The sequence below is a fragment of the Rhizobium sp. BK008 genome, assembly GCF_014197345.1.
Classification (GTDB): Bacteria; Pseudomonadota; Alphaproteobacteria; order Rhizobiales; family Rhizobiaceae; genus Rhizobium; species Rhizobium anhuiense.
The window spans coordinates 298,919-313,285 of sequence record NZ_JACIFK010000007.1; the positions used below are offsets into that span (position 1 = coordinate 298,919).

General features: G+C 61.5%; 13 protein-coding genes. 11 read left to right on the plus strand and 2 right to left on the minus strand.

Annotated elements, in window-relative coordinates:
* Positions 1-16: 16 nt before the first annotated feature.
* Positions 17-898 (minus strand): polyphosphate kinase 2, encoded by an 882-nt coding sequence (ppk2, locus tag FHT69_RS25605; RefSeq protein WP_028756992.1) that lies wholly within the window; start codon positions 896-898, stop codon positions 17-19.
* A gap of 242 nt (positions 899-1,140) precedes the next feature.
* Here ppk2 and phoR point away from each other — a divergent pair, with 242 nt between their 5' ends.
* The 7 genes from phoR (at position 1,141) to phoB (ending at position 9,140) form a co-directional block, all read left to right on the plus strand.
* Positions 1,141-2,364, plus strand: coding sequence for a phosphate regulon sensor histidine kinase PhoR (gene phoR / locus FHT69_RS25610; RefSeq protein ID WP_028756991.1), 1,224 nt, complete (start codon positions 1,141-1,143; stop codon positions 2,362-2,364).
* Between the two features lie 361 nt (positions 2,365-2,725).
* Positions 2,726-3,760, plus strand: a complete 1,035-nt coding sequence (locus tag FHT69_RS25615; protein ID WP_028756990.1) for a substrate-binding domain-containing protein — start codon at positions 2,726-2,728, stop codon at positions 3,758-3,760.
* 162 nt (positions 3,761-3,922) lie between these two features.
* Positions 3,923-5,404 (plus strand): phosphate ABC transporter permease subunit PstC, encoded by a 1,482-nt coding sequence (pstC, locus tag FHT69_RS25620; RefSeq protein ID WP_028756989.1) that lies wholly within the window; start codon positions 3,923-3,925, stop codon positions 5,402-5,404.
* Positions 5,401-6,720, plus strand: a complete 1,320-nt coding sequence (pstA, locus tag FHT69_RS25625; protein ID WP_047617053.1) for a phosphate ABC transporter permease PstA — start codon at positions 5,401-5,403, stop codon at positions 6,718-6,720. The genes pstC and pstA overlap by 4 nt, the downstream gene beginning before the upstream one ends.
* Positions 6,721-6,735: 15 nt before the next feature.
* Positions 6,736-7,551 carry a phosphate ABC transporter ATP-binding protein PstB gene (gene pstB / locus FHT69_RS25630; protein WP_003556197.1) on the plus strand — a complete coding sequence of 272 codons (816 nt, stop codon included), beginning with the start codon at positions 6,736-6,738 and terminating at the stop codon, positions 7,549-7,551.
* A 44-nt stretch (positions 7,552-7,595) separates the two neighbouring features.
* Positions 7,596-8,309, plus strand: coding sequence for a phosphate signaling complex protein PhoU (gene phoU / locus FHT69_RS25635; RefSeq protein WP_028756987.1), 714 nt, complete (start codon positions 7,596-7,598; stop codon positions 8,307-8,309).
* Between the two features lie 147 nt (positions 8,310-8,456).
* Positions 8,457-9,140, plus strand: coding sequence for a phosphate regulon transcriptional regulator PhoB (phoB, locus tag FHT69_RS25640; protein ID WP_003545181.1), 684 nt, complete (start codon positions 8,457-8,459; stop codon positions 9,138-9,140).
* Between the two features lie 260 nt (positions 9,141-9,400).
* Here the strand turns inward: phoB and FHT69_RS25645 are convergent, their stop codons facing one another.
* Entirely contained in the window at positions 9,401-9,934 is a 534-nt protein-coding gene (locus tag FHT69_RS25645; protein WP_028756986.1) for a GcrA family cell cycle regulator, read from the minus strand.
* Between the two features lie 423 nt (positions 9,935-10,357).
* On the opposite strand from FHT69_RS25645, the gene FHT69_RS25650 reads away from it, so the two are divergent.
* The 4 genes from FHT69_RS25650 to FHT69_RS25665 all read left to right on the plus strand — a co-directional run bounded on the left by FHT69_RS25650 (position 10,358) and on the right by FHT69_RS25665 (position 14,314).
* A complete protein-coding gene (locus FHT69_RS25650) occupies positions 10,358-11,557 on the plus strand; it encodes an aspartate aminotransferase family protein (protein ID WP_048338255.1) in 1,200 nt (399 codons plus the stop codon).
* A 40-nt stretch (positions 11,558-11,597) separates the two neighbouring features.
* Positions 11,598-12,512: an ornithine carbamoyltransferase gene (gene argF / locus FHT69_RS25655; protein WP_028756221.1), complete on the plus strand. Its 915-nt coding sequence runs from the start codon at positions 11,598-11,600 to the stop codon at positions 12,510-12,512.
* An 89-nt stretch (positions 12,513-12,601) separates the two neighbouring features.
* The gene (locus FHT69_RS25660; protein WP_028756984.1) at positions 12,602-13,594 is read left to right on the plus strand and encodes an Hsp33 family molecular chaperone; all 993 of its coding nucleotides are present in this window, start codon (positions 12,602-12,604) and stop codon (positions 13,592-13,594) included.
* A 180-nt stretch (positions 13,595-13,774) separates the two neighbouring features.
* Positions 13,775-14,314 carry a hypothetical protein gene (locus FHT69_RS25665; protein ID WP_409527535.1) on the plus strand — a complete coding sequence of 180 codons (540 nt, stop codon included), beginning with the start codon at positions 13,775-13,777 and terminating at the stop codon, positions 14,312-14,314.
* The last annotated feature ends 53 nt before the right edge of the window (positions 14,315-14,367 follow it).

A 14,367-nucleotide genomic window follows, 5' to 3' on the forward strand; every position in this document is an offset into this window, starting at 1 on the left:
CCTATTTCCGAAAGCCTTATTTCAGAAACCCAGACCCCGAGCCGATGATCTCTTCGTCGACTGTGCCGAGCGCCTTTTTATCCTTGCCGTCATAATCCATCGCGTTCAGCATGTGGCGGATCAATTCGAGGCGGGCGCGCCGCTTGTCGTTGGCGCGGATCACCGTCCAGGGCGCAAAATCCGTATGGGTTTCCTTCAGCATCCGGTTGCGCTTATCGCTGTAATCGCCCCATTTGGTCAGCGCCGCGATGTCCATCGACGACAGTTTCCAGACTTTCAGCGGATCATGGCGGCGGTCGTGGAAGCGCTTGAGCTGCATCTCGCGGCCGATATCGAGATAGAATTTGAAGAAGAAGATGCCCTCATGGGCGATGATCTTTTCGAGCTGCGGCGTCTGCTTGAGAAAATCCTCATATTGCTGCGGCGTGCAGAAACCCATGACCGGCTCGACGCCGGCGCGGTTGTACCAGGAGCGGTCGAACAGCACGAATTCGCCAGCCGTCGGAAACTGCGCGACATAACGCTGGAAATACCATTGCCCCTGCTCGCGCTCGGTGGGCTTGGTCAGCGCCACGACGCGCGCAAGGCGCGGATTCATATGCGCCGAAGAGGCCGAGATCGCACCGCCCTTGCCGGCAGCATCGCGTCCCTCGAACAGCGCCATCACCCGCTTGCCGGTCGCCTGCAGCCAGAACTGCACCTTGACGAGTTCAATCTGCAGCTTTTCCAGCTGCTCCAGATAGTCCTCTTCCTTGAGCTTCTTCTTGTAGGGAAAATCGCCGGATTCCAGTGCGTTTTCCTCCACCCAGTCCGGCAGGACGGGATCGTCGACATCGAAGATGCGTTTCTTTCCGCGGATCTCCAGCTCGACGGCCCTGTTTTCGACGTCCTCGTCCATATGTTCCTCCTCAGCCTGATTGTTCTCTTGGCGCAGGCGAACATAGTTGCCGTTGAAAATCAAATCTTTCGCGGATGGCCGGCACTTTTTCGTCGGTTTCGGTGGCGGCCTTTCGCTTCTAGGCGGCAGCCCGAAAACTTCTGTCATGAATTGCCGCTATCAGGCAGAGTTCCAATATAAAGAAAAACGAATCGACGCCGCGAGGGTACTTGCCAGACGAAACTCCATGGAGAAAAAGCCTGTTGGCACGCATAAGGCGCGAACGGCCGGTGCTGCTTGCGGCGATCCTCAGCGCGCTGATCGCGCTTGCCGCCGGCATGAACAAGTGGGTTGTGCTTGTCCTTCTGCTTGTGATGATCCTCACCGCGCTCTTCAACGAGGCGCCCATCATCGAGGCCGAACCCGCCCCGCCGGTGGAGATGAAGCCGGAGCTGCCGCCAAGCCGCCTGCCGGAGGTTTCCGCCACGCTCTCCGGCCTCGATTTCCCCGTCATGCTGCTGTCGGACGATGCCTCGGTGCTCTTCCAGAACCGCGCCGCCGAAAAGGCCTTCGGCGAGGTGGCGCTCGGGGCCCATATATCGGCCCGCCTGCGCTCGCCCGGCGTGCTCGACATGGTGCGTGAGACGATCGCCACCAACGCGCCGAACCAGATCGAGCATTCCGAGCGGCTGCCCTCCGAGCGCGTCTATATCGTCCGCAGCGCGCCCATTGAATTTGCGGCCGGGGACGGGCCGCATGAGCGCTATTTCATCCTCTCCTTCCGCGATATTTCCGAGGTCCGCCGCATCGACCGCATGCGCTCGGATTTCGTCGCCAATGCCAGCCATGAGCTGCGCACGCCGCTTGCCTCGCTGCGCGGCTTCATCGAGACCATCCAGGGGCCGGCGAAGAACGATCTGAAGGCGCAGGCGCGCTTCCTCAACATCATGCTCGACCAGGCGACGCGGATGAGCAGGCTGGTCGACGACCTGCTGTCGCTCTCCCGCCTGGAGCTGAAATCGCACATCGCGCCGGATGAGAAGATCGACCTGGTGCCGCTGCTCGGCCATGTCAGGGATTCCCTGGCGCCACTGGCAAGGGATGTCGGCGTCGACATCAACCTGCATCTGCCCGAGGGCAAGGTGGAGGTGCTGGGAGACCGCGACGAGCTTGTCCAAGTCTTCGAGAACCTGATGGAAAACGCCTGCAAATACGGCCAGGAGGGCGAGATCGTCGACGTCTGGTTGAAGAACGGCACCGGCCAGCCGGTCGAGGTCAGTATCGTCGACAAGGGTCCGGGCATTCCGGCCGAGCATGTGCCGCGCCTGACCGAGCGCTTCTATCGCGTCAGCATCGAGGATAGCCGCTCGAAGAAGGGCACCGGCCTCGGCCTGGCCATCGTCAAACACATCCTCACCCGCCACCGCGCACGGCTGATCGTCAAATCCGAAGTCGGCAAGGGCACCGATTTCACCGTGCGCTTTTGATAGGGCATGTCCCCTCGCTACGTTTACGGGGAGAGGGTTAGGGTGAGGGGCAAATCACACGGAACAACCTTAGTGAAAGGATGTAGTGCGGAAAGCCGCCGTCTCCCCATCAGGATATGAAGCCGATTTCTACAACGCAAGGTGGATTGCTGGCCGGAATTTGCAGTTCCCCGACACGATTGATCGGGGTCTTCAAAATTTTCTCTTATAAATCAGAAGCTTAAGCTGTCACAAATGTTTCATCGCTTTGACATAAAAGGACGGTGCTTAAACCGCTAAGAGAGTCTCGCCGATGAAAAAAGGCACTGCGAGGGCCTCTCTACAGGCCGCACTCACACAAGCCCAATGCCGGGAGATTTACATGAACACCTTCAAGCTCACCGTTGCCGCGCTCGCTGCAACTGCTGCTTTCGCTGGCGCTGCCGTCGCCCGCGACCAGATTCAGGTTGCTGGTTCGTCCACCGTCCTGCCTTACGCAAAGATCGTTGCCGAGTCCTTCGGCGAAACCTTCACCAACTTCAAGACGCCGGTCGTTGAATCCGGCGGCACGGGCGCTGGCCTGAAGGAGTTCTGCAAGGGCGTTGGCGAAGACACCATCGACGTTGCAAACGCCTCGCGTCCGATCAACAAGAACGAAGCCGAAGCCTGCAAGGCTGCCGGCGTGACGGATATCCAGGAAGTCAAGATCGGCTACGACGGCATCGTCTTCGCAACCGACGCTTCCAACCCTGACGTTGCCTACGTTCCTGCCGACATCTACAAGGCCCTCGCAGCCCAGGTCGTCGTGGACGGCAAGCTCGTCGCCAACCCCTATAAGAAGTGGTCGGAAGTCAACCCGAAGCTTCCCGCTGTTGATATCGCTGCCTATATCCCGGGCGAAAAGCACGGCACGCGCGAAGTCTTCGAACAGAACGTTCTCGCCGCCGGCTGCAAGGCCTCTGGCGCAATCGACGTCATCGCCAAGGAAATCTCCGATAAGGCTGCCCAGGGCAAGGCCTGCGTCGCAGTCCGCAAGGACGGCGTTGCTGTCGACATCGACGGTGACTATCCGGAAACCCTGGCACGCATCGCCGCCAACAAGACCGGCGTCGGCGTATTCGGCCTTTCCTTCTATGAAAACAACGCCGACAAGCTCAAGGTTGCCAGCGTAAACGGCATCGTTCCCTCGACGGAAACGATCGCTAACGGCACCTACCCGGTTTCCCGCCCGCTGTTCTTCTACGTCAAGAAGGCACATCTCGGCGCCGTTCCGGGCCTGAAGGAATACGTCAACTTCTTCGTATCCGACCAGATGATCGGCCCTGACGGCCCGCTCGTCGAATACGGCCTGGTTGCCGCTCCGGATGCCGAGCGCGAAGCGATCCGCAAGGACGTCGAAGCCGGCAAGTCCATGTAATCACTTTGCCGGCGCGGTGCCTTCAGGCCCGCGCCGGCATTGCCTTATCCCTCGCGCCGGCGTTTTCGGTGCTGCGGGTTAAATTCATTCCGCATGATTGGAAGCTGAAGGCAGGCTGTGAAGCTGCCGGGCTTTGGGGCCACGGGCTTGGGGACGTAACGAATGAGCACATCCATCATACTTTTGTGCCTTGTGGTGATCGGTGCCGCCGCCTATCTGGTCGCGCGAAGCCGGGCCACGGCGCTTGCCGGAGGCAGGTCCTCCGCATTGCATTCACGGCCGGCCTATTACGGCGCCTATGCCGCGATCTGGGCTGTTCTTCCCGCCCTCATCGTCCTCTGCGTCTGGCTCTCCGTCAGCCCCGGCATCATCCAGTCCTCGGTTCGCAGCGCCTTCCCTGCTGACGTCAAGGCTCAGGCCTCGGTCGAGCAGGATCTTGGTTATTCGATGGTGGCGACGGTCGCCCGCGGCCTGACGATGCTGACTTCGGATGAAGCTGCGGCAGTCGCCAACGATCCGGCCGCCCTGCAGGCCAAGCTCCTCGAAAAGGGCGTGCCGCTTGCCGGCCAGCCGCAGCCCTACATGGTCGATGCCGCCAAGACGCTGAACGCCAAGAGCATGACGAGCCGCCTCGCCATGACCGCCGTCGTCTTCATTCTGGCTGTAGCTGGCGCCTTCTATGCGCTGCGTTCCATCGCCCCGCGCTTCCGCGCCCGCAACCGGGTCGAGCGCGTCATGCTCTGGGGCCTGCTGCTCGCCTCCTCGATCGCCATCCTGACGACGATTGGCATCGTGCTTTCGATGCTGTCGGAAGCCGCCCGCTTCTTTGCCGTGGTACCCGCCGCCGACTTTTTCTTCGGCACCGTCTGGGATCCGCGCTTTGCCGGCGCCGGCAGCTCGTCCTTCGGTCAGTTCGGCCTGATCCCGCTGCTGCTCGGCACGGTTTACATCGGCCTGGTCGCCATGCTGGTCGCCGTGCCGGTCGGCCTCTTTGCCGCCATCTACATGGCCGAATACGCCTCGCCGAAGGTGCGCGGGGTCGCCAAGCCGCTTCTCGAAGTGCTCGCCGGCATTCCGACGATCGTCTACGGCTTCTTCGCGCTCGTCACCGTCGGCCCGTTCCTGCGCGATTTCTCCGCCCAGATCAGCGGTCTTCTGTCCGGCAGCTATTCGAATTTCATCCAGGCGCAGAGCGTTCTGACGGCCGGCATCGTCATGGGCATCATGCTGATCCCCTACGTCTCCTCGCTGTCAGACGACATCATCACCGCCGTGCCGCGGGCCCTGCGTGACGGTTCGCTCGGTCTTGGCGCCACCCGCTCCGAAACCATCAAGAAAGTCGTCTTGCCGGCAGCCCTTCCCGGCATCGTCGGCGCATTGCTGATGACCGCCTCGCGCGCCATCGGCGAAACCATGATCGTCGTGCTGGCCGCCGGTGTTGCCGCCCGCATCCAGATCAACCCCTTCGAGCCGATGACGACGGTGACCGTCAAGATCGTCAACCAGCTGACCGGCGACCTCGAGTTCACTTCGCCGCAGACCCTGGTTGCCTTTGCCCTTGGCATCACGCTGTTCTGCATCACGCTTTGCCTCAACATCTATGCGCTCTACATCGTGCGCAAATACCGGGAGCAGTACGAATGACGGATATTGTTTCTCCCGCCGGCGTCACCGTTTCCAAGGCGCCACCGCGCCGCGATATCGGCATCAAGCGCCGCTATGCCGCCGAGCGCCGGTTCCAGGCCTATGGCATTGCCGCCATCACCTTCGGTCTCGTCTTCCTCTTCATCCTGCTGTGGACGGTGATCGGCAAGGGCTACACCGCCTTCCAGCAGACGGCGATCACCTTGCCGATCGAATTCGCCGAGAAGACGATCGACCCGAACAACAAGCGTGCGACCGACCCTTCGGTGCTGATCGCCGCCAACTATCCGGTTCTCCTGCGCGACGCGATCGTCAAGCAGTTGAACATCAATGCCGCAAGTCGCCCTGATGTGCGCGATGCCTCGGCCATGCTGTCGAAGAGCGCCCCGATCCAGCTGCGCGACATGGTCATGTCAGACCCGTCGATCATCGGCAAGACGGTCAATGTCACGGTGCTTGCCGACGCCAATGTCGACAGCGCCAACAAGGGCCAGATCGATCTTTCGGTCGATGAGAAGAACCGCAAGGTCAACGACAAGCAGGTTGGCTGGATGAACGAGCTGAAGGCGAGCGGCGCTCTTCACAAGCAGTTCAACACCGGCCTCTTCGTCAACGGCAACTCCAGCCGTCCGGAGGCCGCAGGCCTTGGCGTCGCCCTCATCGGCTCGCTCTATCTGATGCTGATCGTGCTGGTGCTGTCGCTGCCGATCGGCGTCGCCGCCTCGATCTATCTCGAGGAGTTTGCACCGAAGAACAAGCTGACGGACCTGATCGAGGTCAACATCAACAACCTCGCCGCGGTTCCCTCGATCGTCTACGGTCTGCTCGGTCTGTCCGTCTTCATCAACTTCATCGGCCTGCCGCGCTCGGCGTCGCTGGTCGGCGGCCTGGTGCTGACGCTGATGACCCTGCCGACGATCATCATCGCCACGCGTGCCGCTCTTCGCGCCGTGCCGCCGTCGATCCGCGCCGCAGCCCTCGGCCTCGGCGCTTCCAAGATGCAGATGGTGTTCCACCACGTTCTGCCGCTCGCCATGCCCGGCATCCTCACCGGCACGATCATCGGCCTGGCGCATGCGCTCGGCGAAACCGCGCCGCTGCTCCTGATCGGCATGGTCGCCTTCGTCGCCAACGCGCCGACGACGCCGCTCGATCCCTCGACGGCTCTGCCCGTACAGGTCTATATGTGGGCCAACGAGGCCGAACGTGCCTTCGTCGAGCGTACTTCGGGTGCCATCATCGTTCTGCTCCTGTTCCTGATCGTCATGAACATGGGCGCCATCCTCTTGCGTCGTCGCTTCGAGCGCCGCTGGTAAACGGAGTTAAACATCATGAACATGTTGACGGAAGCTGCAGTTGAAAAGGCGCTGGATCACAAGATGAGCAACGTCCCGTATAAGATGATCGGAAAGGATGTCTCGGTTTACTACGGCGAAAAGCGCGCGCTTTTCGATGTGAACCTGAACATCCGCGAAAACACCGTAACCGCCCTGATCGGCCCGTCCGGCTGCGGCAAGTCGACCTTCCTGCGGAGCCTCAACCGCATGAACGACACGATCGACGGCTGCCGCGTCACCGGCAAGATCACGCTCGACACCGACGATATCTATGATCCGGATATCGACGTCGTCGAACTTCGCGCCCGCGTCGGCATGGTCTTCCAGAAGCCGAACCCGTTCCCGAAGACGATCTACGAAAACGTCTCCTACGGCCCGCGCATCCATGGCCTGGCCAAGTCGAAGGCCGATCTCGATCAGATCGTCGAGACCAGCCTGCAGCGCGCCGGCCTCTGGAACGAGGTCAAGGACCGCGTGCATGAATCCGGCACCGGCCTGTCCGGCGGTCAGCAGCAGCGCCTCTGCATTGCGCGTGCCGTCGCCGTCAGCCCTGAGGTCATCCTGATGGACGAGCCCTGCTCGGCGCTCGACCCGATCGCCACCGCCAAGGTCGAGGAACTGATCCACGAACTGCGCGAGAACTACACGATCGTCATCGTCACCCACTCCATGCAGCAGGCCGCGCGCGTCTCGCAGCGCACCGCCATGTTCCACCTCGGCAATCTCGTCGAGGAGAACGACACCGACAAGATGTTCACCAATCCGGACGATCCGCGCACCCAGGATTACATCATGGGTCGCTTCGGCTGATCCTGCCGTCACCAAGCCTTTCCGTTATTCGAGGATAAAGCCCCATGGCATCGACACATATTTATTCTGCCTATGATGATGATCTGAAGTTCCTGTCCAGGCGGATTTCCGAAATGGGCGGCCTGGCCGAGCAGATGGTCGCCGAAGCCGTGCGGGCGCTGGTCAACGGCGATACCGCGCTGGCGCAGAAGGTCATCTCCGACGATGTGATCCTCGATCACGCCGAACGCGAAATCGGCGACAAGGCGATCGTCACCATCGCCCGCCGCCAGCCGATGGCCGCGGACCTGCGCGAAATCATGGGTTCGATCCGCATCGCCGCCGATCTCGAACGCGTCGGCGACCTCGGCAAGAACACCGCCAAGCGCGTCATCGCCGTCCAAAGCACCGGCGTTCCCCGCAAGCTCGCCCGCGGTCTCGAGCATCTCTCCGAGCTGGCGCTCGTCCAGCTCAAGGAAGTGCTCGACGTCTACACCAATCGCTCCGCCGACAAGGCGAACGCGATCCGCGAACGCGACAACGAGATCGACGCGATGTACACCTCGCTGTTTCGCGAACTCCTGACCTACATGATGGAAGATCCGCGCAACATCACCAGCTGCACGCATCTTCTCTTCTGCGCCAAGAACATCGAGCGCATCGGCGACCACGCCACCAACATCGCCGAGACGATCTTCTACATGGCGACAGGTGCGCAGCCGGAAGGCGATCGTCCGAAAGACGACAGCGCCAACACCGTCGGCGCGGTAACCGAATAACCGCCCGGGCCGGACGGCCGGGCTAGAAGCTTGCGTGCGCGCCCATCCGGGGCGCGCAAAGAGGTCGCAGCCAATTCTGAATTTGCGCAGGATGCATTGCTTGAACCATCCCCGGTTCAGGGATCATGCGCGAGGAGACCGACACGCATGATCCCGAGAGTTGCAGTTGTTGAAGACGAGGAAGCCCTGAGCGTGCTTCTTCGCTACAATCTCGAAGCGGAAGGCTTCGAGGTCGATACCATCCTTCGTGGCGACGAAGCCGAAATGCGGCTTCAGGAGCGCACGCCCGATCTGCTCATCCTCGATTGGATGCTGCCTGGCGTCTCCGGCATCGAACTCTGCCGGCGCCTGCGCATGCGGCCGGAAACCGAGCGCCTGCCGATCATCATGCTGACGGCGCGCGGCGAAGAGAGCGAACGCGTCCGCGGGCTTTCGACGGGTGCCGACGATTATGTCGTCAAGCCCTTCTCGACCCCCGAACTCGTCGCCCGCGTCAAGGCGATGCTGCGCCGCGCCCGTCCCGAGGTGCTGTCGACGGTGCTGAAATGCGGCGATATCGAACTCGACCGCGAAACCCACCGGGTCCATCGCAAGACCCGCGAAGTCCGCCTCGGCCCCACCGAATTCCGCCTGCTGGAATTCCTGATGTCGTCGCCGGGCCGGGTCTTCTCTCGCTCGCAGCTTCTCGACGGTGTCTGGGGCCACGATATCTATGTCGACGAACGCACCGTCGACGTCCATGTCGGCCGCCTGCGCAAGGCGCTGAATTTCTCCAACATGCAGGACGTCATCCGCACCGTCCGCGGCGCCGGTTATTCGATGGAAGCCTGAGGGCCTCCATTCTGATTGCTGACAACGTCGCTCGAGCTAGCGTCTGCCCCTCACCCTAACCCTCTCCCCGTAAAACGGGGCGAGGGGACGTGCCCTGCGACAGGTTAGCGGGGAACGGAGAGGTCGCGGCATATCCCCTTCGCCCCGCAAGCGGGGAGAAGGTGCCGGCAGGCGGATGAGGGGCAGCCATCCGCGCGAACCAATAACCACAAAAAAACGGGCCAGTCGGCCCGTTTCTCATGTGCGGCGATGTTACCCGCTCAGCTGGCCCGCGCTGCTGCCCGGCGGCGTTCGTTGACCGGCTGGTAGGCAAGCTTCTGGTGATAGCTGCAATAGGGCGAATTGTCGGGGGATTCGCAGCCGCAGAAGTGGAAGTCGTCCTTCAGCGGATCGCCGACCGGCCACTTGCAAGTGCGTTCGGTCAGTTCCGTCAGGCCGAGGCGTCGGGAAATCGGAACGACCACGTTGCCTCTCGGCACGTATTCCATTTCCTCGATCGTTTCGATCTCGATCTCTTCCTTCAGCATCGTCGCGCCCTGCTGGCGGGTAACGGTGCGAGTGGCGACCCGTGAGGCGTAGTTCGGCGCGCGCGGCGCAGAAGTATTGCGTTTCGGCGTTCGGGCGGCATTGGCGGTACCGCCGGCCTTGGCACGGCCGGGGAGGCTCAGCCGATGCACCTTGCCGATGACCGCGTTTCTGCTGACGCCACCAAGTTGTGCCGCGATCTGGCTGGCGCTCAGTCCTTCGGCCCAGAGCTTCTTGAGTTTCTCGACCCGCTCGTCTGTCCAGTTCATGCCCTGTCTCCACCTTTTGCGTTGGTGATGGCAGAATCCCTCACCGTTGTCCCGGAAGGCTCCGAAACAAGAAACGCTTGATCAATTTTGGTGACTAGTTCCGCCGCATGCAGTCTAGTAATTGAACTTTAACCTAGTGTGAGGCTGACTCCGTGACAAGAGTCGCATGAATCCGGATGAATCGAATTTCAAGTTTTCCCCAACTTGCTGCCCCGGCGTGGCATTTCTGCAATAATGCCTGTTGAGGACGGATAATGCTGCTGTACAAGCTTGCTGCATGCGCTAAGGGCGCAGTTTTGTTGACATTGCAGCGCGAAAAGGAAATAGTGCCAGTCGCCGCCGCAAGGCGGCATTTTTGATTTTTCGGGCCTGGTTTTCTTAGCCGGAGTCCGGAGCTTGATAACATCGATGGGAGATCGCGCTATGGCTGAAGCCGCGCCGCTTTATGACACCTATTCTCGTGCCCCGTTGCGGTTCGAGCGAGGCGAGGGCGTGTGGCTGATCACCGAAAGCGGCGAGCGATATCTCGATTTCGGCGCCGGCGTCGCCGTCACTTCGGTCGGCCACAGCAATCCGCATGTGGTCGGCGCGCTGAAGGAGCAGGCCGACAAGGTCTGGCATCTCTCCAACATCTATGAGATCCCCGGCCAGGAGCGCCTGGCCAAACGGCTGACCGACGCCACCTTTGCCGACAAGGTGTTCTTCACCAATTCGGGCGCCGAGGCGCTCGAATGCGCGATCAAGACGGCGCGCCGTTATCAGTATTCCAAGGGTCATCCCGAGCGCTTCCATATCATCACCTTCGAGGGCGCCTTTCACGGCCGGACGCTGGCGACGATCGCCGCCGGCGGCCAGGAGAAATATCTTGAGGGCTTCGGCCCCAAGGCGCCCGGTTTCGATCAGGTGGCTTTCGGCGACATCGAAGCGGTGCGCGCCGCGATCACCGATGCCACGGCCGGAATTCTCATCGAGCCGGTGCAGGGCGAGGGCGGCGTGCGTCCGGCCACCCCCGAATTCATGAAGGCGCTTCGCCAGATCTGCGACGAAAATGGCCTGCTGCTGATCCTCGACGAGGTCCAGACCGGGGTCGGGCGCACCGGCAGGCTCTTCGCCCATGAATGGTCGGGCGTCACCCCCGACATCATGGCGGTCGCCAAGGGCATCGGCGGCGGTTTCCCCCTCGGCGCCTGCCTTGCCACGGCAGAGGCTGCCTCCGGCATGAAGGCCGGCACGCACGGCTCGACCTATGGCGGCAATCCGCTCGCCATGGCCGTCGGCAGCGCCGTGCTCGACATCATTCTCGCCGATGGCTTCCTCCAGCAGGTGCGCGACGTCGCGCTTGTCTTCCGCCAGGGCCTGGCCTCGCTGAAGGACCGTTATCCCGATGTGATCGAGGATATCCGAGGCGAGGGGCTGTTGCTCGGCGTCAAGGCCGCCATTCCCTCAGCCGAACTGCTGCAGGCGATCCGCGCCGCCCATCTGCTCGGCGTGCCCGCCGGCGACAATGTCATCCGCCTTCTTCCGCCCCTCGTGGTCACCGCCGAGGAAGCCCGCGAGGGCCTTGCCCGCATCGAGCGCGCTGCCGAGAGCATTCGCGCCTCCAAGGTCAAGAAGACGGCTTGAAGGGATTGCCGCCTGCGGGCGCAGCACAGGTAACAAGACTATGGCTCCTAAACATTTCCTCGATCTTTCGGCGGTCACGTCAGCCGATCTCAGAACCATCATGAACGATGCGCTCGCCCGCAAGCAGGCCTTCAAGGCCGGCACGGGCGACAAGCCGCTCGCCGGCAAGATGCTGGCGATGATCTTCGAGAAGCCGTCGACGCGCACCCGCGTCTCCTTCGATGTCGGCATGCGCCAGCTCGGCGGCGAAACGCTGTTCCTGTCAGGCACCGAGATGCAGCTCGGCCGCGCCGAGACGATCGGCGACACCGCCAAGGTGCTGTCGCGTTATGTCGATGCGATCATGATCCGCACCACCGAGCATTCCAGGCTGCTGGAGCTTGCCGAGCATGCGACCGTGCCCGTGATCAATGCGCTGACGGATGACACCCATCCCTGCCAGATCATGGCCGATATCATGACCTTCGAAGAGCATCGCGGCCCGATCAAGGGCAAGACCATCGCCTGGACCGGCGACGGCAACAATGTGCTGCATTCGCTGGTCGAAGGGGCGGCGCGCTTCGGCTATCGCATGAACATGGCCGTGCCCCTTGGCTCGGAGCCCAAGGATCACTATCTGAACTGGGCCCGCAATGAGGGCGCCGAAATCATGCTCTGCCATGATGCCGACCGTGCGGTCGCCGGCGTCGATTGCGTGGTGACCGATACCTGGGTCTCCATGAATCAGGAACATCGGGCCCGGGGTCACAATGTCTTCCAGCCTTATCAGGTCAACGCGGCTTTGATGGCGAAGGCCGGCAATGATGCATTGTTCATGCATTGCCTGCCTGCTCATCGCGGTGAGGAAGTGACGGACGAAGTGATCGACGGTCCGCAATCCGTAGTCTTCGATGAGGCGGAAAACCGCCTTCATGCGCAGAAGTCGATTCTTGCTTGGTGCCTGGGCGCGATCTGAACCATAATCTGGTGTCGCGAGTCACAAACTCGCGACCGCGCGAGCGAAGGCCACGCTGGGCAGTCGCTTGAAAACTAGGAGTGAAAGCCATGGCAGAAGCTGCAGCCGCCCTCGGCCAGTTTGATTTCGCCGGCGATGACCATGTCGTCCCTTTTCAGGTGGAGGGTCTGGATGTGCGCGGCCGCGCCGTCCAGCTCGGCCCGATGCTCGATGCGATCCTCGAGCGCCATCATTACCCCGCCCCCGTCGCCCGGCTGCTTGCCGAAGTCGTCGTGCTGACGGTGCTGCTCGGCACCTCGCTGAAATTCGACGGCAAGTTCACGGTGCAGACCAAGGGCGATGGCCCGGTCGATCTTCTCGTCGCCGATTTCTCGACGCCGGAAAATGTCCGCGCCTATGCCCGTTTCGATCAGGCGCTGCTCAACAAGGCGATTGAAGCAGGTGAAACCGAGCCGGAGCAATTGCTCGGCAAGGGCGTGCTCGCCTTCACCATCGACCAGGGCAAGTTCGGCCAGCCCTATCAGGGCATCGTCGCGCTCGACGGCACCTCGCTGGAGGAGATCGCCGGCGTCTATTTCCGCCAGTCGGAGCAGATCCCGACGCGCGTGCGCCTGGCCGCGGCCGAACTCTTCGATCGTGACGAGGCGGGCAAGCCGCGCCATCGCTGGCGGGCAGGCGGCCTTGTCGCCCAGTTCCTGCCGGAGGCGCCGGAGCGCATGCGCCAGCCGGATCTCCACGGCGGCGACGGCGACACCGGCAACCGCCCGCATGGCGAGGACGATGCCTGGGTCGAAGCCCGTTCGCTGGTCGAGACCATCGACGCCGATGAACTGACGGATCCGCTGGTCGGGACCGAGCGGCTGCTGTTCCGCCTGTTCCATGAGCGCGGCGTCCGCGTCTACGAACCGCGCGCCGTCTTCGACCGCTGCAGTTGCTCGCGGGAGAAGATCAAGGGCGTGCTGAAGGGCTTTTCGGCCGAGGAGATCGAAGCCAGCCAGGAAAACGGCGAGATCGCCGTGACCTGTGAATTCTGCTCGACCACCTACCGCTTCGAGCCGGCCGAGCTTCAGCCAGCGGAGTAGGCACGGTTAAGGACACGCACAGCGAACAATAAAAGATTAGCGATGATGCAGCACGGTGACTCGACTTTGCGTAGTCACTGTGCACCTATTCTGTTTCTTGGTTGTGGCCTAAGAAAGCGGGATGGGGCGTTGATGCGACTTTTGTTTTTTGTACTCGCACTCATAGCTGCGATGCCCCGAATGAGCTTGGCTGATGACGAGACAGTCCCATGGAAAGAGGTCGGGGGCTGGAGCGTGGCTGTCGACCCGACTTTAGACAATGGCTGTTTTGTTCTGACTTCCTTTGATGACGACACCATTTTTCGTCTTGGCTTCAATTTCCGCAAAAAGGACAACCCTCTTTACATTCTGCTCGGAAATCCAAACTGGAAATCCTTGGAGAAAGGTAAGCGTTATCCCATCGAATTCTCGTTCGACCAGTCTAAGCGGACGGCTGATGCGAGAGGTCTGGATCTCCCCGGCTTCAAATCATTATGGATTGATTTCAATGATCCCGACTTGATTGAGGAGTTCGCTGGTAAACTGAGTTTCCGCGCCAGCCTTAGAGGAAAGCAGATTGTTGCCCTCGGTTTGAAAGATTCCGCCAGGGCAGCGGATGAGTTGCTCGCCTGCCAAAAGGCGGTAAACGATGCCGTCGCAAAACATCCGGCGCCGCCACAATCAAAAGATCCGTTCGAAGCAAAGCCAGGCACCCAGGCATTGGATCCTTTTGACCTTTAGTAGATTGATGACTGGGCAAGGCCGAGGATCTACGACCGAGGGTACGGCGTCCA

Coding starts and splice junctions, on each gene's coding strand:
- ppk2 (WP_028756992.1), bottom strand. CDS start 898: ATGGACGAGGACGTCGAAAACAGGGCCGTCGAGCTGGAGATCCGCGGA.
- FHT69_RS25615 (WP_028756990.1), top strand. CDS start 2,726: ATGAACACCTTCAAGCTCACCGTTGCCGCGCTCGCTGCAACTGCTGCT.
- pstC (WP_028756989.1), top strand. CDS start 3,923: ATGAGCACATCCATCATACTTTTGTGCCTTGTGGTGATCGGTGCCGCC.
- pstA (WP_047617053.1), top strand. CDS start 5,401: ATGACGGATATTGTTTCTCCCGCCGGCGTCACCGTTTCCAAGGCGCCA.
- pstB (WP_003556197.1), top strand. CDS start 6,736: ATGAACATGTTGACGGAAGCTGCAGTTGAAAAGGCGCTGGATCACAAG.
- phoU (WP_028756987.1), top strand. CDS start 7,596: ATGGCATCGACACATATTTATTCTGCCTATGATGATGATCTGAAGTTC.
- phoB (WP_003545181.1), top strand. CDS start 8,457: ATGATCCCGAGAGTTGCAGTTGTTGAAGACGAGGAAGCCCTGAGCGTG.
- FHT69_RS25645 (WP_028756986.1), bottom strand. CDS start 9,934: ATGAACTGGACAGACGAGCGGGTCGAGAAACTCAAGAAGCTCTGGGCC.
- FHT69_RS25650 (WP_048338255.1), top strand. CDS start 10,358: ATGGCTGAAGCCGCGCCGCTTTATGACACCTATTCTCGTGCCCCGTTG.
- argF (WP_028756221.1), top strand. CDS start 11,598: ATGGCTCCTAAACATTTCCTCGATCTTTCGGCGGTCACGTCAGCCGAT.
- FHT69_RS25660 (WP_028756984.1), top strand. CDS start 12,602: ATGGCAGAAGCTGCAGCCGCCCTCGGCCAGTTTGATTTCGCCGGCGAT.
- FHT69_RS25665 (WP_409527535.1), top strand. CDS start 13,775: ATGAGCTTGGCTGATGACGAGACAGTCCCATGGAAAGAGGTCGGGGGC.